The following is a 25,657-nucleotide window of genomic DNA, read 5'->3' as shown; positions in this document are numbered from 1 at the left end:
AAAAGTGCGGTGGAAATGTAAGAGATTTTATCATTAAAATCCTCTTAACACTCCACAGCTTGCTTTATTAAAATATAGATAACTGTTGAGCTTCTTGTGTTGGTTCTAAAGATGGTTTGATCTGAACAGGCTCTTTTTTCTCATTAACGCGTTTCTCCATCGCCTTACGCATATTCTCTGCAATTGCTCGTATTACAGGCACACAAACGCTATTACCAAATTGTTTGTAAGATTGTGCATCAGAAACTGGAATTTTGTAATCTGCTGGAAAACCTTGTAAACGAGCAGCTTCTCTTGGTGTAAGTTTACGTGGGTTTTTACCTTTTTGTTGAATTAGAATTTCGCTGCCATCTTTGTAATAACGAGCAGAAATGGTATTGGTATATTCCGAATGTTCATTAAATAATCCGTAACCAAAACCTTTACCATTAAGCTTATTCTGTTCTTTACGTCGTTGATGACCAGCCCAAAGCCTGTTTGAAAGAGTATATTTTTCATCAACAGATTTTTCTAAAATATCTCCTACTCGGGTTGATAATCCAGTTGGTTGTGGGAATTTAAATTCAATGTTGTGATCTAAAAAACCAACCAAATAAATACGTTCCCGATTTTGTGGCGCACCAAAATCTCTTGCTTTTAGAACATCATAATAAACTTTATAACCTGCTTCTTTTAAATGTTCCAAAATGACTTGTAAAGTTTTTCCCTTGTCGTGTCCTTTAAGTTGTTTCACATTTTCCAACAAAAAAGCTTGTGGACGTTTGGCTAATAAAATGCGTTCAATATCAAAAAATAATGTCCCACGAGTGTCCGTAAATCCTTTTTTTAATCCTGCTTGTGAGAATGGCTGGCAAGGGAAACCACCGAGTAGAATATCGTGATCAGGTACATCGTTTTCATCAATTTGCGTAATATCACCGTGAATAGGCTCATCGCCAAAATTTGCTTGATAAGTTTGAATAGCATATTTATCAATTTCAGAGGCAAAAACACATTGAATGTTGCCAAAGGCTTGCTCAAAGCCTAGGCGAATACCGCCAATACCTGCAAATAAATCAATGAGTTTAAGCATTTTCACCCCAATATTTCATTATGTTTGGAATTTCTTCTAAGAAATAATTTTCAAAGTTGATAATACTGCGTTTATCCTTTAAGTGCGGTTGATTTTTTACGGAATTTATCACCACTAATACGATATTATGATTGCCCATTTGAATGGCTTTATTTTCCGAAATATCATCATCAACGGTCAGCAAATAAATACAAGGAATGTTTGAACGACTGACTTCTTCGACTACTTCTTGCCAGCGTTCACGCAATGTGGTTTTCATTGATCCAATAATAGTTTTATCACGACGTTCGTTAAAAGCTTCCACGCTTGGTAAAATACTATCCACAATTTTACCTAAACCTAATTTTGAAAATTCTTTACGCCCTACTTGTGCTTGAGAATTAAAGGTATAACCGAAATTTTCATAAAGAAAATAGATAATACCTTCAAAAGTTTTACCAGCACGAGAACGACGAGATTGTGTATTACTTAAACAAAGTTGATAAATATAAGGACTAATTGCACCAGCATAATTGCCAAAGGTTTCAATCAATTCTTGTTGGAACTCATCTTTTTGATTGATGTTTAGGGTAAATAACCGATCACTTAACTTTGCAAAAATATGATGTGGTGTATCAAATTTACGGCTGATTTCCTTTAAAATCACGCCATTAAGAATGCTTTCTTCCTTTAAATATTCTTCGTAAGAATGCTCACGCAAATGAATAATTACATCAGAAATTTTATTTTCTTTCAGTAATTTTTTAATAATTTTTGCATTTTTTTCCGTGGCTTTCTTTGCATTTTCCTTTGGGCTAGAAATCAACAAATCACGTTGTTTTTTAATAAAGTCGGCAAAATGATGTTCTTCACTTTCAGGCAGTTTGAATAACACTTCGATAGTTTCTGTTTTCATAATGATACCTAAGAGAAATTTTGCTGAGTAGTATAACAAGAATTATCCACTATTGTTACTGGATGAAGCGTATAAATTTAAATTAACAGTGTTGATAATTAGTATAAGAAAAATGCGGTAGAAATTTAAGAGGTTTTATCATTGAAATCCTCTTAACACTCTACCGCTTATTTATTCAATTACGCGAGTTCTGCGCGTAATTTTTTGGTCACGTTAACCATCACCTTTAACTGTTCGAGAGTTTCTTTCCAGCCACGGGTTTTTAAACCGCAATCCGGGTTGACCCATAGGCGTTCTTTGGGTACTACATTAAGCGCTTTGCGCAATAAATGTTCGATTTCCTCTGCTTTTGGCACCCGTGGACTGTGAATATCGTAAACGCCCGGTCCGATATCATTAGGATAGTTAAAATCGGCAAATGCAGTTAATAATTCCATATCGGAACGGGAGGTTTCAATTGTGATCACATCCGCATCCAGCCCCACGATTGCCGGTAAAATATCGTTAAATTCGGAATAACACATATGGGTATGGATTTGCGTATCATCTTGCACACCCATGTAGCTTAAACGGAAAGCTTCGCCTGCCCATTGTAGGTAATTATCCCAATCCGCCCGTTTTAACGGCAATCCTTCGCGAATAGCGGGTTCGTCAATTTGAATGACTTTAATGCCGGCCGCTTCTAAATCCAATACTTCGTCAGACAATGCCACGCCGATTTGTTTACACACGGTGGCACGCGGAATATCGTTACGCACAAATGACCATTGTAAAATCGTGACCGGTCCTGTCAGCATCCCTTTCATCACTTTGTTTGTTAGACTTTGCGCATAGGTTGACCAACGCACGGTCATTGGTTCCGGACGGACGACATCCCCATAAATCACAGGCGGTTTCACGCAACGAGAACCATAACTTTGCACCCAACCGAATTTAGTAAACGCAAAACCGTCGAGTAATTCGCCGAAATATTCCACCATGTCATTGCGTTCCGCTTCACCATGCACCAACACATCCAAATCCAATTCCTCTTGGCGACGCACGACATATTCGATTTCTTTTTTCATTGCAGCTTCATAAGCTTCCAACGACAGCGTACCTTTTTTGAAGCTGGCGCGCGCTTGGCGGATTTCACTGGTTTGTGGAAAAGAACCGATATTGGTGGTTGGCAATAGCGGTAATTTTAACCAAGCATTCTGTTTTGCAATGCGCTCGGCAAATGGCGATTGACGCTTATCTGCATTTGGGGGCAAATTAGCAAGGCGTTGCGCGACTTCCGGACGATGAATTTCTTTGCTGTTTGCTCGCGCATCCGCCGCGGCTTGACTATCGTCTAATTCTGCTTGAACCGCTGAACGTCCTTGTTCAAGTGCGCTCTTAATTTGGCGTAATTCTTGAATTTTTTGCAAACTAAAGGCGAGCCAACGGTACAGTTCCGGTTTATTGGCTTGCAATTGCGTTTCAACCGATAAATCATAAGGCGTATGCAGCAATGAGCAGCTTGGTGCGATCCATAAACGATCGCCGAGTTTTGCTTTTAGCGGCTCAACAACATCCAATACCGCATTTAAATTCGCGCGCCAAATATTGCGCCCATCAATGATCCCGACGGAAAGCACGTTGTCATAATCTTCAAATGCCGCCAATTGTTCCGGCGCGCGCACTAAATCAATGTGTAACCCCGCAACCGGTAAATTCTTCAGCAAATCTGCATGTGGCGCTACTGAACCGAAATAAGTGGCAAGCAATAATTTTGCCGGCACGTTTTTAGCAAGTGTTGCATAAACAGTGTTATAGGCTTCTATCCATTGCGCTGGCAGATCTACCGCTAGCGCCGGTTCATCAATTTGAATCCATTCCACCCCTTCGGCTGCAAGTGAGGTCAAAATTTCTACGTAAACCGGAACTAATTGATTTAACAGTTCAAAACGGTCAAAACTAGCACCTTTTTCTTTACTTAACCAAAGAAACGTCAACGGACCGACAATGGTCGGTTTCGCTTTAAAACCAAGGGCTTTGGCTTCGCGGATTTGCTGAACATAGTGCGCCGGATTGGCTTTAAATTGCGTATTTTTATGTAATTCCGGCACTAAATAATGATAGTTTGTATCAAACCATTTGGTCATTTCAATAGCAAATTGATCTTCATTACCACGCGCCAATTGGAAATATTGATTCAGAGTCAAATGTTGGCTATCAAAACCAAAACGCGCGGGGATAGCGCCGGTGGCTACTTGTAAATCTAAAATGTGATCGTAGAATGTAAAATCTGCGACCGCAACATAATCCGCTTGCGCATTGGCTTGATGTTTCCAGTTAATTTCGCGTAACGCTTTGGCAATTTCGACTAAATCTTGCTCGTCAATTTCACCCCGCCAATAACGCTCTTGGGCAAATTTTAATTCACGTTTGGCGCCTACACGCGGAAATCCGGATAAGTGGAATGTTGTCATACTGAACTCCTTTTTGCATTTAAGATTGAATTGAGTTATTTAGACGTCTAAACGTCCGGTTGCAATCATCATGCCGAAAGTCAGGTCATTATGCAATATCATATTTTTCACATTTTGCATGAATAAAATTAATAATTGGGATTGTTCTTGATTTCATTAGAAGTGCGGTCATTTTTTTTATATAATTTCACTCATTATTTCTTCTTTTTTATGAACAATTTTAATGAAACCGATTTTTCTGGAGTTAAGACATTTAAAAACTTTATTGGCATTAAAAGAAACCGGCAGTGTTTCGCTTGCCGCCAAACGAGTTTATCTCACTCAATCCGCCTTATCTCATCAAATAAAATTACTTGAAGATCAATATGGCTTGTCGCTATTTGAACGTAAAACACAACCCTTACGTTTTACCGCCGCGGGTGATCGTTTGATACAGCTTGCCAACCAAATTTTACCGAAAGTTATCGAAGCCGAGCGAGATTTGGCACGGGTAAAAGAAGGCGAGGCAGGAGAGTTGCGTATCGCGGTGGAATGCCATACTTGTTTTGACTGGTTGATGCCGGCAATGGATAGTTTTCGTCAACATTGGCCTTTAGTGGAATTGGATATTGTCTCCGGATTTCATACGGATCCTGTCGGATTATTGCTTACTCATCGCGCAGATTGGGCGGTTGTTTCCGAAGTGGAAGAAACACCGGGCATTGTGCATCAACCGTTGTTTTCCTATGAAATGGTCGGGCTTTGCGCCAAAGATCATCCCTTAGCGAACAAAGCGATTTGGCAGGCGGAAGATTTTATTGATCAAACTTTGATTACCTATCCTGTGCCGGATGATATGTTGGATTTATTGCGCAAAGTATTGCATCCGCAAGGTATCAATCCAACTCGCCGCACCAGCGAACTTACTATTGCAATAATTCAATTGGTCGCCAGTAAACGAGGCATTGCCGCTTTACCATTTTGGGCGGCAAAACCTTATTTGGATCGTGGTTATATTGTGGCGCGAAAAATCACGGAGGACGGGTTATACAGCAATTTATATGCCGCCCGTCGAGAAAATGACAACGCGTCCTATTTTGATGATTTCTATGAAACCGTAAAATCGCAAAGCTTCTCCACATTACCCGGTTTATCAATGTTAGAGGAATAACATGTCAGATATAAAACAAACGAGCCCGATTTGGGGCGCGGCGAAAGCGGCGTTTCCTTATTCGGTACCGATGATTCTCGGTTTTTTATTTTTAGGCATTGCTTACGGATTGTATATGAAAACGCTGGGCTTTGGTATATGGTATCCGTTGGTGATGGCAGCATTAATTTATGCCGGATCGGTGGAGTTTATCGTCGCCGGCTCTTTAGTATTGGCATTTGCCCCTTTACAGCTCTTTTTGATTACCTTAATGGTGAGCGGACGTCAAATCTTTTATGGCATTTCTATGTTGGAAAAATACGGTGCGCAAAATGGAAAAAAACGCTGGTATATGATCAGCGCCATGGTGGATGAAAGTTTTTCCTTAAATTATATGGCAAAAATCCCACCGCACTTAGATAAAGGTTGGTATATGTTTTTTGTCACCCTGTATTTACATTGTTATTGGATTTTAGGCGCAGTATTAGGTAACCTCTTTGGCAATTTACCCTTGGATTTAAAAGGCGTGGAGTTTGCCATGACCGCGTTGTTTTTAATTATTTTTGCTGAAAACTGGATGAAAGAAAAAAATCACGAAAGTTCCTTATTAGGCTTAGGGTTGGCGTTGATTTGTTTATTACTGGTCGGTAAAGAAAACTTCCTGATCCCAACGTTAATCGGCATTTGGGGCATCTTAACCTTGCGTCGTCCTAAATTGGCGAAAAAATTACAACGTATCGAGCAGATTGAAGGGTAGGCAATATGACGCTTTTAGAACAAATAATGACTATCGCAGTGGCGGTGGGCGCAGTACAATTATCGCGTTTACTTCCTTTTTGGGTATTTCCGGCAAATCGTCCCATTCCCGAATATATTCGTTATTTAGGCAAAGTGCTGCCGGCGGCAATGTTTGGCATGTTGGTGATTTATTGTTATAAAAATATTGATCTCACCGGCGGCTATTTCGGTTTGCCGGATTTTATTGCCGGATTTATGGTATTAGTGCTGCATTTTTGGCAGAAAAATATGTTTTTATCCATGATCGTCGGTACCGGGTTATATATGTTTTTGGTGCAACAAGTATTTGTTTTATAATTAAAAACGGAAGTCGAAAAGTGCGGTAAAAATCACCGCACTTTTTATTAACACCGAAATATTTATTCTTGCCAATATTTTTTCTTTGTTGTTTGCCCTATACCGGGATTGAAGCTGTTCGTCGGATCAAGGGATTTATAAAATTTACGTAATTCGGGTTTAGCTTTATATAAATGACCGACATTATGCTCCGCCGGATATTGTGCACCGCGCTGATCGAGCAAATCCCACATTTGATGCTCTAACGCCAAGCAATCATGTCCTTTTTTAATAATATAGTCTTGGTGAAATACATGACACATAAAATGCCCATAATATAATTTATGGATGATTTTATGATCAATTTCTGTCGGTAGTTTTTCAAACCATTCTTGATCGTTACGACGTAACGCCACATCCAGTGCCACAATATCTTCCACTTGGTCTGAGTGAATTGCCCGATAACGAATTGCCGCTGATGCTACTGCAAAACGATGCAGCATTGCGGCTTGGGTTTCCAGGGCATTACATTCAAAATAATCGCCTTTTTGCTTATCAGAAAAATATTGCTGCAAATAGGTTTTCGCTTCTTGTACACCTTTACCTCCCATTTTTAAAATCAGATGGTGTTCGTATTTATCACGATAATTCCAAAGGTTTTTCGGCAAATGTTGTGGCAGCAGGTAAGACAAACTTTGCATGAGTTTATCGCTAAGATCCGTCGGTAAAATGCGACTTTTTTTCGCAATACGATCTATTTTCGCTTTTAATGTGAACAGGCGTGGAAGTTGATGCGTGCCAAATTTTTTGATGACCCAAAACGTATCTTTCCCATATTTTGCCGCGATATCAAAGGCATCACGATGAATATATTCGCCGGAAATTGGCAATTGTTCAAAGTTGGCAAGCATATGACGACGTAATTCATTGAGTACGGCAGTTTGATTTGTACCGATATAAAATACTGCAGTATTTTTTTCCAGTGGAAATGTGTCTAAACGCACAGCAAAAATCGCCAATTTGCCGGCACTGCCAGAGGCTTCATAATGACGAGCCGAATCGGCATTAAAACGTGCTGGCGTATCTTCATCAATTTGGCGCACGTGGTGACAATAGCAATGATCATGCCCTTTAGCATAATCTTGTTGAATATCTTTAGCTTGGTAGTATTGATTTTCTAAATTGTTTAATATTTCTTCCGGTTCATCACCAAGATAAATACCGAGGTGATTTTTTAATTCTAATTCGCCTTGCTCATTAAGTTGAGCATACAATGCCATTTCCGTATACGCCGGACCTCGTTGCACCAATGCACCGCCAGAGTTATTGCAGATCCCGCCGATAACTGAAGCACCGATACAAGAAGAACCAATGACTGAATGCGGTTCACGGTCATGCGATTTGAGTTGATTTTCTAATTCATTTAAGGTAGACCCGGGTAAGCAAATTACTTGATTGGCATGATTAATTAATTGAATACCGCTCATACGCATAACATTAATAATCACAATATCGCGATCATAATCATTACCGCTCGGTGTTGAACCACCGGTCAACCCTGTATTTGCAGCTTGTGTTATCACAATAACATCAGCCGCAACGCAAGTTTTTAGTATTCGCCAAAACTCCACTAAAGAGCCGGGGCGCAGTACTGCGATAGCATTTCCTGTGCCAAAACGATATCCATTACGATAAGATTCGGTTTTATCCGGATCGGTAATAATATGGCGAGCTCCAACAATTTGGGTGAGGGCAGAGATTAATTGCTGTGTTTGCATAATGTTATCCTTATTTTAGGTCTGATTTGTAACATTATTATAACAATATCTTATACGAAAGTTTTAGATTAAGCGTCAAAATGTGAGCAACTTAACAAAAAATCTATTTTTTATTCAATAAGTCTTTTAAGCTCGCTTTCATTTCCGACATTTGATTTTCATATAGCGCCTTGCTTTCGCGCTCATCAATCATATAGGAAATGGTTTCCGATAGGGTCATTTTCATTTTGCGGGAATATTTTGACAAACGGAGCCATACCGCATATTCCAAATCAATGGATTTTTTCTTGGTCGTTTGTTTTTCTGCGTTAAAAAAACGTTTTCGGCGTGCGCGAATGGCTTGATCCAATTTAACGATTAATTCTTCGGATAAATGTTTTTCAATCCATTCTTCAATTTGCACCGGCTGATGTTGGTAGGCAATAAATTGTTGAGTCATGCTTTCTTGCAAGCTGCGTTCCGAGTAACGGGTAATATTTTCTCCGTCGCGAGCTTTTTTGGTTAAATATACCCATTTCCAATTGGCTTCTTGATTTTCCAGTTTTTGGTATTTCATGGCATTTCTCTTATTTATTGGCTAACTTAGTGACGTGGTAACGTAAATTATCATACGCCTATTTATCTATTTTTTCTAGTAAATTTTACAGCGAAAATCATGGAAATATGCGATAATATTTCTTTTTAAAATGCTAACCGAAAGAGAATAAGAGTGACTTTATCTTTGGCAACCGAACAAAAACTGGATTGGCAAGATCTTACGCCAACCCTGAATATTCAAGGGCAATCCGGCGAATTTTCCGATTTTTTTACCTTGCAACCCGCAGCATCTTCGGCAATAAAACATTTTTTGCAAAATACGCACCGCACTTTATTGGTCTTAAAAGCTGATGATCAAACGGAATATGCCAAATTATTGGAAAAACACATACAATCGTTGCAAGCGCGGAATTTGTCAATTTCCGGTGTACGTTATGTTATCGAGCAGGGCGACAGCTTTTCTTTTCCGTCTATTTATATTGAGCCGGCACAATCTCTTGACGACAATTTTGCGGCACAAAAATCAGTGGCAACGGCATTGTATTTCGATCAAAGCCAATTGTTCGGCACAGTAAGGATACACCCCTGTTCACAAGATATTCAATTAAGCGCGGGCTTGGTACATCAATTGAATAATGGCGTATTAATTTTGAGCGCGGCAGCCTTTTTGTCGCAATCGGATTTGTGGCGACGCTTAAAACAGCTTTTATTAAGCAAAACCTTTAGTTGGTACTCCTTGCATCCTTATAAATCGTTACCTTGTCACATTCCGGATTGCCCGTTATCGTTGAAAGTTATTTTATTAGGTAGCCGCGAAGAATTAGCATTATTAAATGAAGTGGACGAGGAGCTTTATCATTGGGCGGATTATGCAGAAATTGAAAGTTATTTCACCTTAAATAACGCACAGGATCCGCAATTATGGCGCGATTATGTGGTGAACTTGGCAAAACAAGCGGGGTTGCCCAACCTTACCGATGATGGAGTAAATAAACTTTATCAGCTGTTGGTTCGAGAAACTGAAAGCCGCAGTTTGATTAGCATTTCTCCGTTAAAATTAACCGCACTTTTGGCAGATGCGGCAGCGTTTACCCAAGATAGTCCATTAAGTGCGGTCGTTTTTGAGCAATATTTTTTGCAAAAATATCAACAATATGGCTTTTTGCGTGAGCAAACTTACGGCGAAATTCTAAATGAACAAGTGTTTGTCGCCACTGATGGGGAAATGGTGGGGCAAATTAATGGCTTGTCAGTGGTGGAATATCAGGGAACGCCGATTTCGTTTGGCGAACCGTCGCGTATTAGCTGTATCGTGCAGTTTGGTGATGGCGAAGTGGTTGATGTAGAACGTAAAAATGAACTTGCTGGAAATTTGCATAGTAAAGGGTTGATGATTGCGGAAAGTTGCTTGGCAAATATTTTGGAATTGGCGTCACAATTGCCTTTTTCGGCGTCTATTGTATTTGAGCAATCCTATGCGGAAATTGATGGCGATAGCGCTTCGCTTGCCGGTTTTTGTGTATTAACCAGCGCGTTGGCGGATTTACCTTTGCCGCAGTCTATTGCGGTAACCGGCGCGATTGATCAATTTGGTTTGGTGCATTCCGTCGGCGGAGTAAACGATAAAATTGAAGGCTTTTTTACCTTGTGTGAACGTCGCGGTTTAACCGGTTCGCAGGGTGTTATTATCCCAAGTGCAACGATACATCAACTAAGCTTGTCTGAAGCGGTTGTTAGTGCGGTGAAAAATCATCAATTTTCCATTTGGGTGGTTGAAGATGTGTATCAAGCCTGTGAAATTTTATTCCGGCGCCATTTGGTTGAGGAGGAAAATATGGATTATTCTGCGGATAATCAACCGCTTTCCCGCTTAATTCAACAACGTATTGAATTGCGTTCCGAGCAACAGCAAAAAGGTGGCTGGTTGCGACGAGTATTTTGGGGGCGCTAGCGGGTTCTTTTGCCGACTCTTGAGTTTATATTGGAAGCATGAAGATAACATTTATTATTTTGCTCTATACAAAAGTGCGGTTGTTTTTTGTTTTATTTTAACTGATCCGATAAGTTGAGCTAACAGTTGTTAGCTGTATATTATTTTTAGCAATGCTGTTATACTGCTTAGAAGTTAAGGTATTCTGCGTAAATAAATTTGATTTAGAGGATTTAAATAAATGAACAACTGTACACCAAACAAGAAAAGCAGCTATAACTATGATGAGTTGTTGGCATCCGGACGTGGAGAGCTATTTGGTAAAGAAGGACCGCAATTGCCGGCACCGAGTATGCTGATGATGGATCGGGTTATTGAAATGAATGAAGAAGGTGGTTTGTTTCATAAAGGTTATGTTGAAGCAGAGTTGGATATTAAGCCGGATTTGCCTTTTTTTGGCTGCCATTTTATCGGTGACCCGGTGATGCCGGGATGCTTGGGGCTGGATGCAATGTGGCAGTTGGTTGGTTTTTACCTTGGCTGGATTGGCGGCAAGGGTAAAGGACGCGCGTTGGGTGTAGGGGAAGTGAAGTTTATCGGGCAAATTTTGCCGACTGCTAAAAAAGTGATTTATCGTATCAATATGAAACGGGTGATTAATCGTAAATTAGTGATGGGAATGGCTGATGGTGAGGTTGAGGTGGATGGTCGCGTCATTTACACGGCAACGGATTTAAAAGTCGGGTTATTCCAAGATACCTCTTGTTTTTAATTGCGTTATTTTTCATCTCACAGCATTCTTATCTCAATTTTCCCCAATTCGTTGTAAGAAAATGAATTGGGGCGCCTTTCGGTTATTCATCAATAATATCGATAAATTCCGCATTAAGTAATGTTGCCAAATCTTGCGGGGATAATTCCACACTTAAGCCGCGTTTGCCGCCGGAAACATAGATTTTATCGAATTGTAATGCCGATTGTTCAATCACGGTGGTCAGGCGTTTTTTCTGCCCGAGAGGGCTAATACCGCCGACTAAATAGCCGGAACTTTTTTGAGCAAACTCTTTATCCGCCATTTCCACTTTTTTCACATGGATAGCTTTCGCCGCTTTTTTAAGATTGAGCATATTCGCGGTGGGTAATACAAAACAGGCGAGTTTTTTTTGATCGCCATTTTCCGCGACGAGTAGCGTTTTAAAGGATTGATTTGGGTTTATACCTAATTTTTCAGCGGCTTCATCGCCAAAATGTGTATTATTCGGATCATGATCATAACTATGTAAAATAAAAGGAATTTTGTGTTTTTTGAGTAAATCAATTGCGGGTGTCATTTTCTTTTCCTTAAATAATTCAGTACAATAGCGAGATTATTTTACGCTGATTATTCAGTTAATGGGAGAAAAAATGTTAAAGATTGCCATTGCGGCGGAATTTGAGTTAGCCGAAAAAATTGTGGAAGCGTTAGAACAAACAGAGCTGAATGTGGAACAAATTGTGGCGGTGGAGATTTACCCTTTCGCCGAAGAACAGGGATTGCGTTTTAATCATAAAAGTGTGGCGCAAATGGCAGCGGATGAGGTGGATTGGAGTGAGTTTCAATATGCCTTTTTTGCTACCGACGTGGCACGCTCCAATTATTTATTACAAGCCGCTAACGCCGGTGTTGTGGTATTGGATTTATTGGGGATTTGCGCAGGGTTGCCGGATGTGCCGGCGGTGATCCCGACGATAAATGAGGCGCAATTAAGTGAGTTACACCGTAATATTGTTTCCTTGCCTAATCCGCAAGTGACGCAAGTGATTTTAGCAACAGCATCATTATTGCAGGATATGCCGGTGAAACACTTGAGCGTGACTTCATTACTGCCGGCGTCCTATACCAACGGGGAAACCGTAAATCGCTTAGCCGGTCAAACTGCACAATTATTAAACGGTATTCCTTTGGACGAAACGCAGCAACGTTTGGCGTTTGACGTATTCCCGCAAAACGGAGAACCGTTGGCAATGCAGGTGCAATCCTTTTTTCCGCAATTGGAAAGTGTTGTGTTACACGCGGTGCAAGTGCCGGTATTTTATGGAATGAGCCAAAAAGTGACCGCACTTTGTGATTATGCACAGATGGAAAGACAAATTGAATTATGGCAACAAAACCCATTTATTCAATATGATGCAGAGCAGGTGATTACACCGGTGATAAATGGTGAATGTGAAAATGGCGAAGCGGATGTAAAATTGCATATTAGCGGAGTAAGTGCGGTGGAAAGTGGCATCAGTTTTTGGACCGTTGCTGACGAACAACGTTTTAATATCGCGTTTCTCGGTGTCAAATTGTTGGAGAGGCTTTATCGAGAAGGCTATTAAATCAATTCCCTTTTCCCTAAAAACGACAAATTATTTTGTCGTTTTTTTATTGGCAATCATTTTTACAAAAAAACTCGTCGAACTTTATCAAGGCTTTTGCTACAATCGGTAGGAAAAACACCTATCTTTAGGATTGTTTTTCACGTTTATTTTTTACAACACATGGAAATAACAATGGAAAATCAATCTGTTCTACAAAAACTGTTTAAGTTACAAGAAAAAAATACGACTGCCAAAACAGAAATTATCGCCGGTATCACAACCTTTTTTACCATGGTTTATATCGTTTTCGTTAACCCATCTATTTTGGGTGATGCAGGAATGGATAAACAAGCGGTTTTCGTGACCACCTGTCTTATCGCCGCGTTCGGCACGATTGCCATGGGATTATTCAGTAATTTACCGATCGCGTTAGCGCCGGCAATGGGGTTAAATGCATTTTTGGCTTATGTGGTTGTCGGCAAATTAGGCTATTCTTGGCAAGTGGGGATGGGAACTATCTTTTGGGGGTCGGTCGGCTTATTTATTCTCACGATTTTTCAAATTCGTTATTGGTTGATGGCATCCATTCCGCTCGGATTGCGGGTTGGGATTGGCGCCGGTATCGGTTTTTTTATTGCCTTGATCGGGTTCAAAAATATGGGATTGGTAGTGGCGAGCCCGGCAACGCTGGTCGCATTGGGCGATTTACATAATCCGCAAGTATTAATGGGAGTTTTGGGCTTTTTTATAATTGTGGTGTTAGCCGCGCGTCATATTTATTCAGGCGTGTTGATTTCCATTGTAGTCACCACGTGCTTAGCCTTGTTATTTGATGATAATGTTGCTTTCCACGGGATTATTTCTATGCCGCCAAGTTTAGACGCGGTTATCGGCGAAGTGGACATTGCCGGCGCTTTGGATACCGCCTTATTGGGTATTATTTTCTCGTTTTTATTGGTCAATTTATTCGATTCCTCCGGAACCTTATTAGGTGTTGCCGATAAAGCGGGATTAAGCGACGAAAAAGGGCGTTTCCCGAAAATGAAACAAGCCTTGTATGTGGATAGCGTCAGCGCAGTTGCCGGTTCTTATATCGGTACTTCCGCGATCAGTACTTATATTGAAAGTGGCGCCGGCGTTTCTGTTGGCGGACGTAGTGGCATGACTGCTTTAGTTGTCGGCTTGTTGTTCTTATTGACCATTTTCTTTTCACCGTTAGCAAGCGTCGTGCCACCTTATGCCACAGCGGGCGCTTTGGTGTATGTGGGCATTTTAATGGCATCTAATTTAATTCGCGTACAATGGGATGATTTAACGGAAGCCACACCCGCCTTTATCACAGCTGCCATGATGCCATTTACCTATTCCATCACCGAGGGAATTGCTTTCGGCTTTATTAGTTATTGCGTGATGAAAGTCGGAACGGGGCGTTGGAAAGAAGTGAACGCGCCGGTTTGGGTCGTTGCGCTGCTCTTTATCGCCAAATTTATTTGGGTTGGCTAAGCCGCCAAATCTCAAGAAAGGTGTTCTACGGAACGCCTTTTTTGTGTCATTCGCTTTTTACTTTTATCCAATAGGGTGTACAATGAAAATCCATTGTTTTCCTTCCAATAAGGATATTATTATGCAAAAGATTTTATTTATTATCCATTCTGCCGCCTACGGAAACGAGAGCTTTTTCAGTGCCTTACGTTTAGCGTTGCAACTACAGGATCAATATAAAAGTGCGGTCGATTTAAAATTATTTTTGATGTCTGATGCAGTAACCGGCGGATTGGCGAAACAAAATCCGGCGGAGGGTTATCATGTGCAACAAATGCTGGAAATTTTGACCGCGCAAGGTGCCGCGATAAAATTATGCAAGACTTGTACCAATGCGCGCGGCATTACGGATGCCACGTTAGCAGAGGGCGTAGAAATCGGTACCTTGGCGGAATTAGCCGATTGGACGATGGCTGCCGATAAAGTGTTAAATTTTTAATCTTTTTTACATCTCGCAAACTGAAAAACACAGAAAATAATGACCGCACTTTGTGTTATATTTTTATGGTGTTTTTCGGTGGTTTAATATCAAGCGTGCTTAATCTCAACTTTTGGTAATATGACGACACAATCCTTAAATCCAATCTCCATGCCACTTCATTCGGTCAGCCTTATTGAAGCCTCTGCCGGTACCGGAAAAACCCATACCATGGTTTCCTTATATTTGCGTTTGTTATTACAAGCAGGAGAAAATTCCTTTCCGCAGGCGCTGAATGTGGAGCAAATTTTGGTGGTAACCTTTACCGAAATGGCAACCCAAGAGCTGAAAGAACGTATTCGAGAACGCATTTATCAAAGCAAACAACTGCTTATTCAATATCGCCAAACGCAAGATAAAACCGTATTGGCAAAGGATCCTTTTTTATTTGAGTTGGCAGACAGTATCACGGATTTAACGCAAGCCATTTCTCGTTTAACTCTTGCCGAACAAAATATGGATTTGGCGAAAATTTCGACTATTCACAGCTTTTGTTTGCAAACTCTTATGCAATATGCCTTTAATTCAGGTATTCATTTTAATATTGAGCTGCTAAGCGACGAACAGGAATTATTGCAACGTATCGTTAATGAATTTTGGCGCACACATTTTTATCATCAATCCGTTGCAGCAACACGTTATATTTTCTCCCAATGTCGCACGCCGGCGCAATTATTGGATAAAATTGCCTCGCAACTTTCCGGTGTCGAGTTAAAACCGCAAATTAATGCACCGCACTTATTAGACGGCGATATTTCCTCTTTTTTAAGCGCGATTAGTCCGTTGTTATTCGCATTAAACGAATTTAAACAAACTTGGTTAAATGTCGCGCCTGATTTACACGCACAGATGAAAGAAAAGAAAACCGTTCGTGCGGATTGGTTATCCTCCCGCTTTGCCGAGTTACACCTTTGGGCAAGTGATCCGAATAAAATTTCGGTCGCGGAAAAACTCCAGTATTTCACCACGGAGGCAATCAACAAAAGTAAAAATCCCGTGGAGCATCCGATATTTGCCGAAGTGGATCAGCTGATCGCTGAAATTGGTACACAAATTGACACTTTGGAAGCGGTTTTTTTATATCATTGCATTAACGCCATTCGGCAACGTTGGTTTGAATATAAATTAAATCATCACCAAAAAGGCTTTAATGATTTATTGCGTTTGGTGCATGATGCCTTGCATGGCGAGCAAGGAGAGCGTTTGGCGGAATTAATTCGGCAGCAATTTCCTTTTGCCATGATTGACGAATTTCAGGATACGGACGCACTGCAATATCAAATTTTTGCTACGGTTTATCTTTCTCCACAAGCGAAAGATTGCGGATTTATTATGATTGGTGATCCGAAGCAATCTATTTATAAATTTCGCGGTGCCGATATTTTTACTTATCTTAAAGCGGCAAAACAAGCGCAACAACGTTACACGTTAACGGAAAATTGGCGTTCCGGTCAGCTGCTGATTGACTGTGTTAACCGCTTTTTTGATTTTCAGCAACCGCCGCCATTTTTATACCAAGATATTCAATTTTTACCGGTGCGGGCGGGGAGCGAGAAAGCAGATTTTGTGTTGAACGGAAAAATTGAACCGCCTATGCGTTGTTATGTGGGAGAGGCGAAAAATTTTGCCGACTGTTGTGCTAATTCCATTCAGCATTGGCTAAAAAGTGCGATGGAAAATCAAGCCAAAATCGCAGAAGATCCCTTACAAGCCAAAAATATCGCAGTGTTAGTGCGCAGCGCGACGCAAGCGGAAATGATTAAACAAGCCTTATTGGCGCGGGGCATTGCTTCGGTGTATTTATCTGATAAAAGCAATGTAGTTGACAGCCCTGTGGCAATGGAGTTGCTACAAATTTTGTATGCCTGTTTTAATCCGTTAAGCGAAAGAACCTTGTTGCGCGCTATTTCTTGTAGCCTTTTTGCCTTAAGCTGCGAGCAGTTGTACCGCATTCGACAAAATGAAAACCAATGGGAAATGTGGGTTGAAACTTTTCTTGCTTACCGAAAGTTATGGCAGCAACAAGGTGTGTTGGTTATGTTGCATTATTTACTGCAAGAACAACAAATTAGCGAAAAATTATTGGCACAGCCACAAGGGGAACGTAAATTAACGGATTTTTTGCATTTAGCGGAATTATTGCAACAAGCCGCCCGTTTAAATGAGACGGAAGCGGCGTTATTACATTGGTTTGAAAAGCAAATTCAAGGCAAAGCGCGTTTAACGGAAAATATCCGTTTGGAAAGCGAAAGGGAGTTGGTCAAAATCGTGACTATCCACAAATCTAAAGGCTTGGCTTATGATGTGGTGTGGCTACCGTTTATTGCCAACGCATGGATTAATTACAGCGATCCGATAGAAACCTATTATGATAGCGACGCAGATGAAGTGTTTTGGGATATGAATGGTGCGCACGCCGACGAACGTTTGCAAGAAAAAATGGCGGAAGAATTGCGTTTATTGTACGTTGCCTTAACTCGCGCGAAATATCAGGTAGTGATGGCGTTGCCGGAACAATTTAAAGACAGTTGGAGCGCGTTGTTATATTGCCTTACGCAAGGGAAAATCGGTGATCAGCCGAAAATTAAAGCTAAATTTGATAAAAGTGTGGTCAATTTAATTGAAAATTTAAAATCTCTGTCAGCGAATTTAGCCATTGAGATACAACCGATTGACACTTTAGAAATATTGCCGCCTTTATCTGATGTTGTGCCGGAAGAACCATTGAGCAGTGCGTCATTTCATGGGTATATTCAACGGGATTGGCAAGTCAGTAGTTTTAGTAAATTATTGGAGCGGCATCAACGTTTATTGGCAGAGCAAAATGCGGAACGGAGTGGTGAAAGTGCGGTGGAAATATCGCCGATTTCTGATGCGGCAAAAGATTATGATCGGCAATTTACCACAGAGGAAATGCCTAAGGAAATTATCTCGCCAATAAGCGAGGAAGCGGAAATTACACCTTATCCTTCGGGTTTTTCTCCCCTTGATTTTCCTCATGGATCTCATATCGGTACCGTATTGCACCGCTATTTTGAGAAATATGATTTTGCGCAATTCACTGATGCCGATAAGTTGCGAGATTTTTGCCATGGATTAATGTTGAGCGAAGATTGGGTAGTACCTCTGCAGCAATGGTTTAATGCTATTTTACATACGCCATTAATTGCCAATGAAAGCCTGAATTTGGGGCAAATTTCGCGTAAAAACGCGTTGCGTGAGTTGCAATTTTATTTACAGGTCAACCAAAAATTTAGCGCGAAAAAATTTAATTTGTTACTTGAAAAATATCATCATTTAAAATCTAACCCATTAATTTCTTACGAATTTAACGGAATGTTACGCGGTTTTATCGATTTGGTTTTTCGTCATCAAGGTAAATATTATATTGTGGATTATAAATCCAATTTTTTAGGCAGCCTCGCCGCTGATTATGCCCCGTCGGCATTAACGCAAGTGATGTTAAACAGCCATTATGATTGGCAATATTTGTTGTATTGCGTGGCGTTACACCGTTATCTGAAATCGCGCGATCCGGATTATCAATATGAACGCCATTTTGGCGGCGTAATTTATGCTTTTTTGCGCGGTATGAATGGGCAACCTGCCCCGTCCGGGAAAAGCGGGCAAGGGATATTTTTTGATAAACCTGACCTGCGACTCATTGAGGGATTGGAGGAGCTGTTTTAATGTTAGCTTTATTGCAACAATTACAAGAAAAAAAGTTGATTAATGTCGGGGATTATTATTTTGCCAAATTTATCGCTGATAAATCGCAGTCGCAAACTTATCCGCCAGAAAAACAAAATTTAGCGATTTTTTTAGCCGCACTTTGTAGCTATCATTATCAGCAAGGGCATACTTGCGTCGATTTATCGGAATCGGTTTTGTCGGATGCCTTTTATTTGCCGAAAAGCGAGTTTTATTATTTGACGGAAATTCGAAAAAAAATCAAAGAATTACCGGTCTCGCAATGGCAATCTTTGCTGGCTGATCATGTTGCTTTTAGCGACGATCCAACGAAAAAAATGCGCCTTTTGTATTTCAATATAACGCTTTGTATTTTTATCGTGTGTGGCAAGATGAACAGCGGATTGTACAATATTTGCACCATGCAACGACCGTTTCGGCTTCTTTATTAGTATTTCCTATCAAGCAAATTGCTCAGATTATGCAGCGTTATTTTCCTTATCAAGATACCGATAATCGCCCTAAAATTGCAGTGGCTACCGCTATTCGTCAGCCATTTTGTTTGATCACCGGCGGACCGGGAACCGGAAAAACAACCGCTGTGACCCGTTTATTGTTAGCGTTGCAGGATCTGCATCAAGGAAAGCTGCGTATTAAATTAGCCGCACCGACGGGAAAAGCGGCAGCGCGTTTAAAAGAAAGTATGCAAAAAACCTTGGTGTTTTTGCAGAATAAAGAAAATATTCAATTAGATAAAGCCATTTTAGATGTTATTCCAACGGAAGCGGAAACCCTTCATCATTTACTTGGTGTGTCTTATTTTGAGGGAAGCACTAAATATCATGCGAAAAACCCGCTACCTTTGGATTTATTGGTAGTTGATGAAGCCTCTATGATTGATTTAACCTTGATGGCAAAATTATTGGCGGCGCTCAAACCGACGACCAAATTGATTTTGTTAGGAGATAAAGATCAATTGGCGTCGGTAGAAGCGGGCGCGATTTTGGCAGAATTGGGGCAGTTTTCCGAACGAGGGTATCGTCCGCAGCAAGCGGATTATCTGCGTCAAGTTGTCGGGAGCGACATTGCAGAATGTCGTGATGGCGCGGCAATCGGTGACAGTTTATGTCATTTGCTGGTAAGTCGGCGTTTTGGCGATAAACCGCACATTGCGCAATTGGCGAATTTGATCAATAACCGGCAAAGTAAAGCCGCTTGGCAATTATTAACGCAGGCAACAGAAAATGAAATTCACTTAGTGGATTTTGACAGTTTGAACGACCGATCATCAGAATTGTCCATCAAGGAAAATATGGCGACTTGCGTGAATGCTGTAGTTGAAAGAGCGGTACATTTTTATCACGATTATTTGCTGATTCTTCAACAAGTGGTGGCGCAGAATTTGCCGGTTTCCGAACATTTACCGCGCATTTTTACCGCCTTCAATTCTGTGCGATTTTTGACCGCACTTCGCATTGGTGAATTGGGTAGCGAATATTTAAATCAAGCGATCGCCGAGCGTTTGCGTCAAGTGGGATTGGTGAATTTTCAGCACAGTCGCGACAGTTACTTGGGAAAACCCGTGATGATTACGCAAAATGACAGCAATATTCGCTTATCCAACGGGGATGTCGGGCTTTATATTACAGAACGAGAGGGCGATAAAATTCGCGGAAAATACTGGTTTGAAAACGGGAAAAGCGAACTTGCCAGCCGTATTCCAAGCCATGAACCGGCGTTTGTGATGACGGTACATAAATCCCAAGGGTCGGAGTTTGATCATACCTTTTTGGTGTTGCCGACTGAACCGAATCCGGTATTAAGCAAAGAATTGGTTTATACCGGCGTCACGCGAGCGAAAAGCCAGTTGACGATTTTTGCCAATCGGTTAAGTTGGGAAAGTGCGGTGAACAAACAAACTACACGCCAAAGTCGGCTAGGGCAGGGATTAGTTTTAGCAGAATTGGCGGAAAAAGAGGGGGAAGTCGAGGTCTAAACGATAAAAGTGCGGTGATTCTTTTGCGATTTATTCCTACTAATGGCGAAAAAATTATCATATTTTTGACCGTACTTTGGCGAATAAAATTAATTGTCAATAAAAAATTGGCTTTTGGATAAAACTCTTGTATAATCTCGCGACCCTGTAAATGTGTTGGATTCCCACCGCGCATTATTTTGTCGAGATCGCACTCGAAGGGGTGAAGATTAAGATAACTGGTTGTGTCTGAATTTTAGACACTGGGTATTAATATTATTTTATTGGTAATTAATTAATGAAAACTTTTGTAGCAAAACCGGAAACGGTCAAACGCGACTGGTATGTAGTAGATGCGACAGGTAAAACTTTAGGTCGTTTAGCTACTGAATTAGCACGCCGCTTACGTGGTAAACATAAAGCTGAATATACTCCGCATGTTGACACCGGTGATTACATCATTGTTATTAATGCGGACAAAGTTGCCGTAACCGGCAATAAAGAAAGCGATAAAATTTACTACTGGCACACAGGCTATGTAGGTGGCATCAAACAAGCGACTTTTGCAGAAATGATCCAACGTCGTCCGGAAGCTGTGATTGAGATTGCGGTTAAAGGTATGTTGCCAAAAGGTCCATTAGGTCGTGCAATGTTCCGTAAATTGAAAGTGTATGCAGGTTCAACTCATGAACACGCAGCACAACAACCACAAGTTTTAGATATTTAATCACGGGGTTAGGAAAATGGCAGAGAATCAAAACTACGGCACAGGTCGCCGCAAAAGCTCTTCAGCTCGTGTATTTATCAAACCGGGCAGTGGTAAAATCACTATCAACCAACGTGAATTAGACGTGTATTTCGGTCGCGAAACTTCTCGCATGATCGTGCGTCAACCATTAGAATTGGTTGAATTAACTGATAAGTTAGACCTATACGTTACGGTAAAAGGTGGCGGTATTTCAGGTCAAGCGGGTGCAATCCGTCACGGTATCACTCGTGCATTGATGGAATACGATGAAACTCTACGTCCTGCATTGCGTGCAGCGGGCTTTGTTACCCGTGATGCTCGTCGCGTTGAACGTAAAAAAGTGGGTTTACACAAAGCGCGTCGTCGTCCACAATATTCTAAAAGATAGTGCGACAAGGTGTCGTACTTATGGCAATAATCTCCTTATATATCAAGGGGTTATTGCTGGGAGTGGGTGGTATTATACCACCTATTTCCAACTTTTCAAGTATTCCTTGGGGGTACTTGGGAAGACAGGCAAGAGACGGAGCGTTGCTCAAAATCTTGTTCTAAGTTGGGAAAGTAAATGAACCAACTCGAAAGGTTGTAAGGTATGATCTTCACTTTATATGTACTTGATACAATCGTCAGTATCAAGAGGAGTAAGAAAGCAAGGTCCGCAAACCGAAGTTACCCATACTTCCCGTTTAGGTGTAACCTAAAGACCATCTACTTGTAAAAGGAGATGAGTTGGGTTGTTAAAACCCCAGAGCAGAGTAAATTTACAGCACCTACTATAAATAAAGTCCCCAATATGCCTCAGCACTCTGGAAGAGGCATTCAAACTAAGATAATGGTTATATCTTAGGGCGTGAGTGTCAGCTTTACTATATTTATTTTCACCTCGCAATCTGTACATAACAGAATGCTACACAATAGTGAATAAAAACATTAATGACAAATGTGTTTTTTGTCAGTTTTTAGGAGCTAGAGATGTCTATACCTTAAATTCCCGTTACATATCCTCATAATACAGACGATTAGCTAGGAGTAGCTATCCAAACCTAATCAGACGATTATGGGCAATGAACGAAGAATTTTGATATAAACAATCGCCATCCGTTGGATGGTTAATCGGTGAATTAGGAAGCGGAAGCTCGGACTTATTTAGCATAGGAAACTAACTTAGTAAGTAGGCGTAAGCTGTTATCATCATTGTTGCAATTAAATTATCTGAAGATATAAGCCGTACAGATAAAATTAATGAGGCAACCTGTTATATGGCTAACAGTAGTCTAGGGAAAGTGCATCACTGGCAACGGTTTTGTGCGGAGCATCCTGACAATGTACTCCCCGTAAGGGTCAATCACTACCGTGAGGTAGGATTGAGATAGGATGAACAACACATCTTGAGAGAGGCTAGACTGGATAGAAAGATAAACGTAAGTGAACCGTTGATAAACCTCGTTAGGAAGAAAGAGCCTACGGTTGTTATTGGCTTAGACCAAAATGGTATGCAGTCGGTTATTCCTTTTATCTTTGGGAATACGCCATCAAAGCACTGTCGGGGAACAGATGGTATCTTCACTATCCGTGTGATGATAATGGAACTTGGTAAGCCTGTATTTTCGCCTTGATTACAAGGCAGGTTGAGCGTAAGTGAGACTGTTGGAAGTGCAGGTAAGGGAGGTTGGAAAAAGCGAAAGCTACGCTGTAATGGCGTAGATAGGGCATGAAACAGGGCTCACTCGAAAGAGGGCAGACTTCCAACTGGTCTTTCATCGTAAGATGAGTAGCAATTCCTTTGAGGGTTATTAGTATTGGTCTGCCCAGTAAGGGCAGTTTTAAAGTTTTCTTGCCTTTATTGGGAGGGAACAGACTAATAACGAATGTAAATAATTTAAAGAAAAGCGAGCGTTAGGCTTGCAGACTAATTAACTTGATTAGTCAGTATCAGGTTGGGAAGACCCGACCACCTAACGCCCGTACTCTTTAACCCAATTGGTTACAAGAGCGGTTAAAACTATCGGTAAACGGTAGTTCCTCTTGTAACCAGACGATTGTTTACAAGCGAGGAATTTAACCCACTACCGAGACCTTTTAACTTACCTTGTAATATCAGAGGTAGGTATGAAAGAGCGCAAGCATTATACTAAAAAGTTAGCTTGCAATCCAGCGACCTCGCACATATCCGATTGGCATTATGTCGATTGGCATAAAGCAGAAAAGTATGTGAAAGGAATGCAAATTCGGATTGCGAAGGCGACATTGGAAGGCAATTGGCGTAAGGTGAAAAACTTACAACGAATGCTAACCCACTCACATTACGCCAAATTAATGGCAGTAAAGCGAGTGACGGAAAATCAAGGCAAACGGACAAGTGGTGTTGACAAAGTGCTTTGGGATAGCCCCAATGCAAAATGGCAAGCGGCATGTTCATTGACGGAAAGAAGATATAAACCCAGTCCATTAAAACGGGTATATATACCTAAACCCAATGGGAAGAAACGTCCGTTAGGGATACCGACAATGAAAGATAGAGCTATGCAAGCCCTTTACTTGTTAGCATTACAACCCGTGGCAGAAACAACCGCAGATAAGGGGTCATATGGATTTAGGCTGAACCGCTCAACCGCGGACGCCATTACCCATATACACCAGATATTCTCGCGGAAAGGCAAGAAAACCAATCAACCGGTTGAATGGGTGCTAGATGCAGACATTGCAGGTTGTTTTGACCACATTAGCCACGAATGGCTATTAACGCATATCCCTATGAATAAACGGATACTGCGAAAATGGCTAAAAGCGGGAGTAGTCGAATTCGGTCAATTAAAACGGATAGAAGAAGGTACCCCGCAAGGTGGAATAATCTCACCAACGCTGGCTAACATGACATTGGATGGATTAGAAAAACTCCTTGAACTTCATTTTGGAGAAAAAGGTAGTAAGAAAATCCGGGAGAACAAAACCTATGTAGTCAGATATGCAGATGACTTTATTGTGTCCGGTAAAACGAAAGCATTACTTGAACAACAAGTCATCCCACTAATACGGGGCTTTTTGAAAGAAAGAGGATTAACCCTTTCAGAAGAAAAGACCAAAGTGGTGCATATTGAACAAGGTTTTGACTTTCTAGGTTGGAATGTAAGACGTTTCAAAGGAAAGATACTGAATAGACCAAGCCAAAAGAATGTGAAAGCATTTTATAGCAAAGTCAAAGCGGTGATTTCCAAAATGAAAATGGCGAAACAGGAAAACCTAATAAAAGTGCTTAATCCAATGTTACGAGGATGGGCAAACTATCATCGAAGTCAAGTGGCAAGTAAGGCGTTTGGACGGATAGATATGTTAGTTTGGAAAGCCTTATGGAAGTGGTGTAGACGAAGACATGCCAATAAGAATAAGCTGTGGATAAGGGAAAAATATTTCCATGACACAGCAATTCGGAAATGGGTGTTTGGTGGAACATATACCAACACAAAAGGTGAAAGGCACCCAATTGATTTATTCTATTGCAGTGCAGTAAAAATCAAACGACACATAAAAATTCAAGGGGGATATAATCCGTTTCTACCAGAATGGGAATTATATGGAGAAAAACGCAGACAGGAACGTCTATATGAAGAACAATCACATAGACGACAATGGCAAGCGCTATATAAAACCCAACGGGGCAAATGTGCGTTATGTGGAGAACCAATAACCAAAGAAACGGGATGGCACGACCATCATATTGTGTACCAAATGTTTGGCGGTAGTGATGCGTTAAGTAATCGCTGTTTGGTTCATCCAAATTGTCACGTTAAAATTCATGCCTTGAAATTAGACGTAGTGAAACCGGCTTATGGCTAATAGAAAGGCTTGAGCTGTATGCGGAGAAATTCGCTCGTACAGTTCTTAGAGGCGGAGATAGAATTCTATTTTGGTTTTTTTGTCAAAACAGACTTTTTTAGTATAACCTTTGGAAATTCACATACGCTTTGTGGTAGAATGTCTCACTAGCTTTCAATTTTATTTTTTAGTCGTCGGAG

General features: G+C 40.9%; 19 protein-coding genes and 1 pseudogene. 14 read left to right on the top strand and 6 right to left on the bottom strand.

All coding sequences use genetic code 11. The features are described 5' to 3' along the window. Positions 1-67: 67 nt before the first annotated feature. The 3 genes from CFY87_RS06285 to metE all read right to left on the bottom strand — a co-directional run bounded on the left by CFY87_RS06285 (position 68) and on the right by metE (position 4,420). Complete coding sequence (locus tag CFY87_RS06285) at positions 68-1,072, bottom strand: DNA cytosine methyltransferase (protein WP_094946385.1); 1,005 nt, start codon at positions 1,070-1,072, stop codon at positions 68-70. Beyond that, on the bottom strand, positions 1,065-1,967 hold the full coding sequence (locus CFY87_RS06280; protein ID WP_094946384.1) for a type II restriction endonuclease: 903 nt from the start codon (positions 1,965-1,967) through the stop codon (positions 1,065-1,067). The genes CFY87_RS06285 and CFY87_RS06280 overlap by 8 nt, the downstream gene beginning before the upstream one ends. A 179-nt stretch (positions 1,968-2,146) precedes the next feature. Then, a complete protein-coding gene (gene metE, locus CFY87_RS06275) occupies positions 2,147-4,420 on the bottom strand; it encodes a 5-methyltetrahydropteroyltriglutamate--homocysteine S-methyltransferase (RefSeq protein WP_094946383.1) in 2,274 nt (757 codons plus the stop codon). 223 nt (positions 4,421-4,643) lie between these two features. Here metE and CFY87_RS06270 point away from each other — a divergent pair, with 223 nt between their 5' ends. The 3 genes from CFY87_RS06270 to CFY87_RS06260 are packed head-to-tail and all read left to right on the top strand — an operon-like array spanning position 4,644 to position 6,644. Next, a complete protein-coding gene (locus CFY87_RS06270; protein ID WP_094946382.1) occupies positions 4,644-5,570 on the top strand; it encodes a LysR family transcriptional regulator in 927 nt (308 codons plus the stop codon). Between the two features lies 1 nt (position 5,571). Beyond that, positions 5,572-6,306, top strand: coding sequence for an AzlC family ABC transporter permease (locus tag CFY87_RS06265; RefSeq protein WP_094946381.1), 735 nt, complete (start codon positions 5,572-5,574; stop codon positions 6,304-6,306). A 5-nt stretch (positions 6,307-6,311) separates the two neighbouring features. Then, positions 6,312-6,644 carry a branched-chain amino acid transporter permease gene (locus tag CFY87_RS06260; RefSeq protein WP_094946380.1) on the top strand — a complete coding sequence of 111 codons (333 nt, stop codon included), beginning with the start codon at positions 6,312-6,314 and terminating at the stop codon, positions 6,642-6,644. Positions 6,645-6,706: 62 nt separating this feature from the next. Here the strand turns inward: CFY87_RS06260 and dld are convergent, their stop codons facing one another. After that, a complete protein-coding gene (gene dld, locus CFY87_RS06255; protein WP_094946379.1) occupies positions 6,707-8,401 on the bottom strand; it encodes a D-lactate dehydrogenase in 1,695 nt (564 codons plus the stop codon). A 103-nt stretch (positions 8,402-8,504) separates the two neighbouring features. Beyond that, positions 8,505-8,957, bottom strand: a complete 453-nt coding sequence (gene matP, locus CFY87_RS06250) for a macrodomain Ter protein MatP (protein ID WP_094946378.1) — start codon at positions 8,955-8,957, stop codon at positions 8,505-8,507. Between the two features lie 153 nt (positions 8,958-9,110). Between matP and CFY87_RS06245 the strand changes: the two genes are divergently transcribed. Together CFY87_RS06245 and fabA are read left to right on the top strand one after the other, a co-directional pair. Next, positions 9,111-10,889, top strand: a complete 1,779-nt coding sequence (locus tag CFY87_RS06245) for an AAA family ATPase (protein ID WP_094946377.1) — start codon at positions 9,111-9,113, stop codon at positions 10,887-10,889. A gap of 220 nt (positions 10,890-11,109) precedes the next feature. Continuing rightward, the gene (fabA, locus tag CFY87_RS06240; RefSeq protein WP_094946376.1) at positions 11,110-11,640 is read left to right on the top strand and encodes a bifunctional 3-hydroxydecanoyl-ACP dehydratase/trans-2-decenoyl-ACP isomerase; all 531 of its coding nucleotides are present in this window, start codon (positions 11,110-11,112) and stop codon (positions 11,638-11,640) included. Between the two features lie 82 nt (positions 11,641-11,722). On the opposite strand, the gene ybaK is transcribed toward fabA, so the two are convergent. Next, a complete protein-coding gene (gene ybaK / locus CFY87_RS06235) occupies positions 11,723-12,199 on the bottom strand; it encodes a Cys-tRNA(Pro) deacylase (protein WP_094946375.1) in 477 nt (158 codons plus the stop codon). 73 nt (positions 12,200-12,272) lie between these two features. On the opposite strand from ybaK, the gene CFY87_RS06230 reads away from it, so the two are divergent. The 9 genes and pseudogenes from CFY87_RS06230 (at position 12,273) to ltrA (ending at position 25,478) form a co-directional block, all read left to right on the top strand. Beyond that, positions 12,273-13,229, top strand: a complete 957-nt coding sequence (locus CFY87_RS06230) for an oxidoreductase (RefSeq protein WP_094946374.1) — start codon at positions 12,273-12,275, stop codon at positions 13,227-13,229. 174 nt (positions 13,230-13,403) lie between these two features. After that, positions 13,404-14,714: an NCS2 family permease gene (locus CFY87_RS06225; RefSeq protein WP_094946373.1), complete on the top strand. Its 1,311-nt coding sequence runs from the start codon at positions 13,404-13,406 to the stop codon at positions 14,712-14,714. A gap of 121 nt (positions 14,715-14,835) precedes the next feature. Then, a complete protein-coding gene (locus tag CFY87_RS06220) occupies positions 14,836-15,192 on the top strand; it encodes a DsrE/DsrF/TusD sulfur relay family protein (protein ID WP_094946372.1) in 357 nt (118 codons plus the stop codon). Positions 15,193-15,312: 120 nt separating this feature from the next. Beyond that, positions 15,313-18,921: an exodeoxyribonuclease V subunit beta gene (recB, locus tag CFY87_RS06215; RefSeq protein WP_094946371.1), complete on the top strand. Its 3,609-nt coding sequence runs from the start codon at positions 15,313-15,315 to the stop codon at positions 18,919-18,921. Next, positions 18,921-20,917: pseudogene (gene recD, locus CFY87_RS06210) on the top strand (exodeoxyribonuclease V subunit alpha). The gene recB and the pseudogene recD overlap by 1 nt, the downstream one beginning before the upstream one ends. A gap of 277 nt (positions 20,918-21,194) precedes the next feature. Continuing rightward, entirely contained in the window at positions 21,195-21,623 is a 429-nt protein-coding gene (rplM, locus tag CFY87_RS06205; protein WP_094946370.1) for a 50S ribosomal protein L13, read from the top strand. A gap of 16 nt (positions 21,624-21,639) precedes the next feature. Further along, entirely contained in the window at positions 21,640-22,032 is a 393-nt protein-coding gene (gene rpsI, locus CFY87_RS06200) for a 30S ribosomal protein S9 (protein ID WP_094946369.1), read from the top strand. Between the two features lie 20 nt (positions 22,033-22,052). Continuing rightward, on the top strand, positions 22,053-22,196 hold the full coding sequence (locus tag CFY87_RS11705) for a hypothetical protein (protein ID WP_158216620.1): 144 nt from the start codon (positions 22,053-22,055) through the stop codon (positions 22,194-22,196). A gap of 1,557 nt (positions 22,197-23,753) precedes the next feature. Beyond that, positions 23,754-25,478 carry a group II intron reverse transcriptase/maturase gene (gene ltrA, locus CFY87_RS06190; protein ID WP_094946367.1) on the top strand — a complete coding sequence of 575 codons (1,725 nt, stop codon included), beginning with the start codon at positions 23,754-23,756 and terminating at the stop codon, positions 25,476-25,478. Positions 25,479-25,657: the final 179 nt, after the last annotated feature.

Origin of the sequence: Actinobacillus seminis, assembly GCF_002263215.1 — a bacterium.
Classification (GTDB): Bacteria; Pseudomonadota; Gammaproteobacteria; order Enterobacterales; family Pasteurellaceae; genus Actinobacillus_B; species Actinobacillus_B seminis.
Note: the sequence above shows the minus strand (reverse complement) of the source record. Positions and strands in the feature narration are given on the sequence as shown.

Excerpts from the sequence above, each read along its gene's own strand:
- CFY87_RS06260 (WP_094946380.1), top strand. The coding sequence starts at position 6,312 with ATGACGCTTTTAGAACAAATAATGACTATCGCAGTGGCGGTGGGCGCA.
- metE (WP_094946383.1), bottom strand. The coding sequence starts at position 4,420 with ATGACAACATTCCACTTATCCGGATTTCCGCGTGTAGGCGCCAAACGT.
- matP (WP_094946378.1), bottom strand. The coding sequence starts at position 8,957 with ATGAAATACCAAAAACTGGAAAATCAAGAAGCCAATTGGAAATGGGTA.
- CFY87_RS06285 (WP_094946385.1), bottom strand. The coding sequence starts at position 1,072 with ATGCTTAAACTCATTGATTTATTTGCAGGTATTGGCGGTATTCGCCTA.
- recB (WP_094946371.1), top strand. The coding sequence starts at position 15,313 with ATGACGACACAATCCTTAAATCCAATCTCCATGCCACTTCATTCGGTC.
- CFY87_RS06225 (WP_094946373.1), top strand. The coding sequence starts at position 13,404 with ATGGAAAATCAATCTGTTCTACAAAAACTGTTTAAGTTACAAGAAAAA.
- fabA (WP_094946376.1), top strand. The coding sequence starts at position 11,110 with ATGAACAACTGTACACCAAACAAGAAAAGCAGCTATAACTATGATGAG.
- CFY87_RS11705 (WP_158216620.1), top strand. The coding sequence starts at position 22,053 with ATGGCAATAATCTCCTTATATATCAAGGGGTTATTGCTGGGAGTGGGT.
- rpsI (WP_094946369.1), top strand. The coding sequence starts at position 21,640 with ATGGCAGAGAATCAAAACTACGGCACAGGTCGCCGCAAAAGCTCTTCA.
- ybaK (WP_094946375.1), bottom strand. The coding sequence starts at position 12,199 with ATGACACCCGCAATTGATTTACTCAAAAAACACAAAATTCCTTTTATT.
- CFY87_RS06265 (WP_094946381.1), top strand. The coding sequence starts at position 5,572 with ATGTCAGATATAAAACAAACGAGCCCGATTTGGGGCGCGGCGAAAGCG.
- CFY87_RS06270 (WP_094946382.1), top strand. The coding sequence starts at position 4,644 with ATGAAACCGATTTTTCTGGAGTTAAGACATTTAAAAACTTTATTGGCA.
- dld (WP_094946379.1), bottom strand. The coding sequence starts at position 8,401 with ATGCAAACACAGCAATTAATCTCTGCCCTCACCCAAATTGTTGGAGCT.
- ltrA (WP_094946367.1), top strand. The coding sequence starts at position 23,754 with ATGAAAGAGCGCAAGCATTATACTAAAAAGTTAGCTTGCAATCCAGCG.
- CFY87_RS06220 (WP_094946372.1), top strand. The coding sequence starts at position 14,836 with ATGCAAAAGATTTTATTTATTATCCATTCTGCCGCCTACGGAAACGAG.
- CFY87_RS06230 (WP_094946374.1), top strand. The coding sequence starts at position 12,273 with ATGTTAAAGATTGCCATTGCGGCGGAATTTGAGTTAGCCGAAAAAATT.
- CFY87_RS06280 (WP_094946384.1), bottom strand. The coding sequence starts at position 1,967 with ATGAAAACAGAAACTATCGAAGTGTTATTCAAACTGCCTGAAAGTGAA.
- rplM (WP_094946370.1), top strand. The coding sequence starts at position 21,195 with ATGAAAACTTTTGTAGCAAAACCGGAAACGGTCAAACGCGACTGGTAT.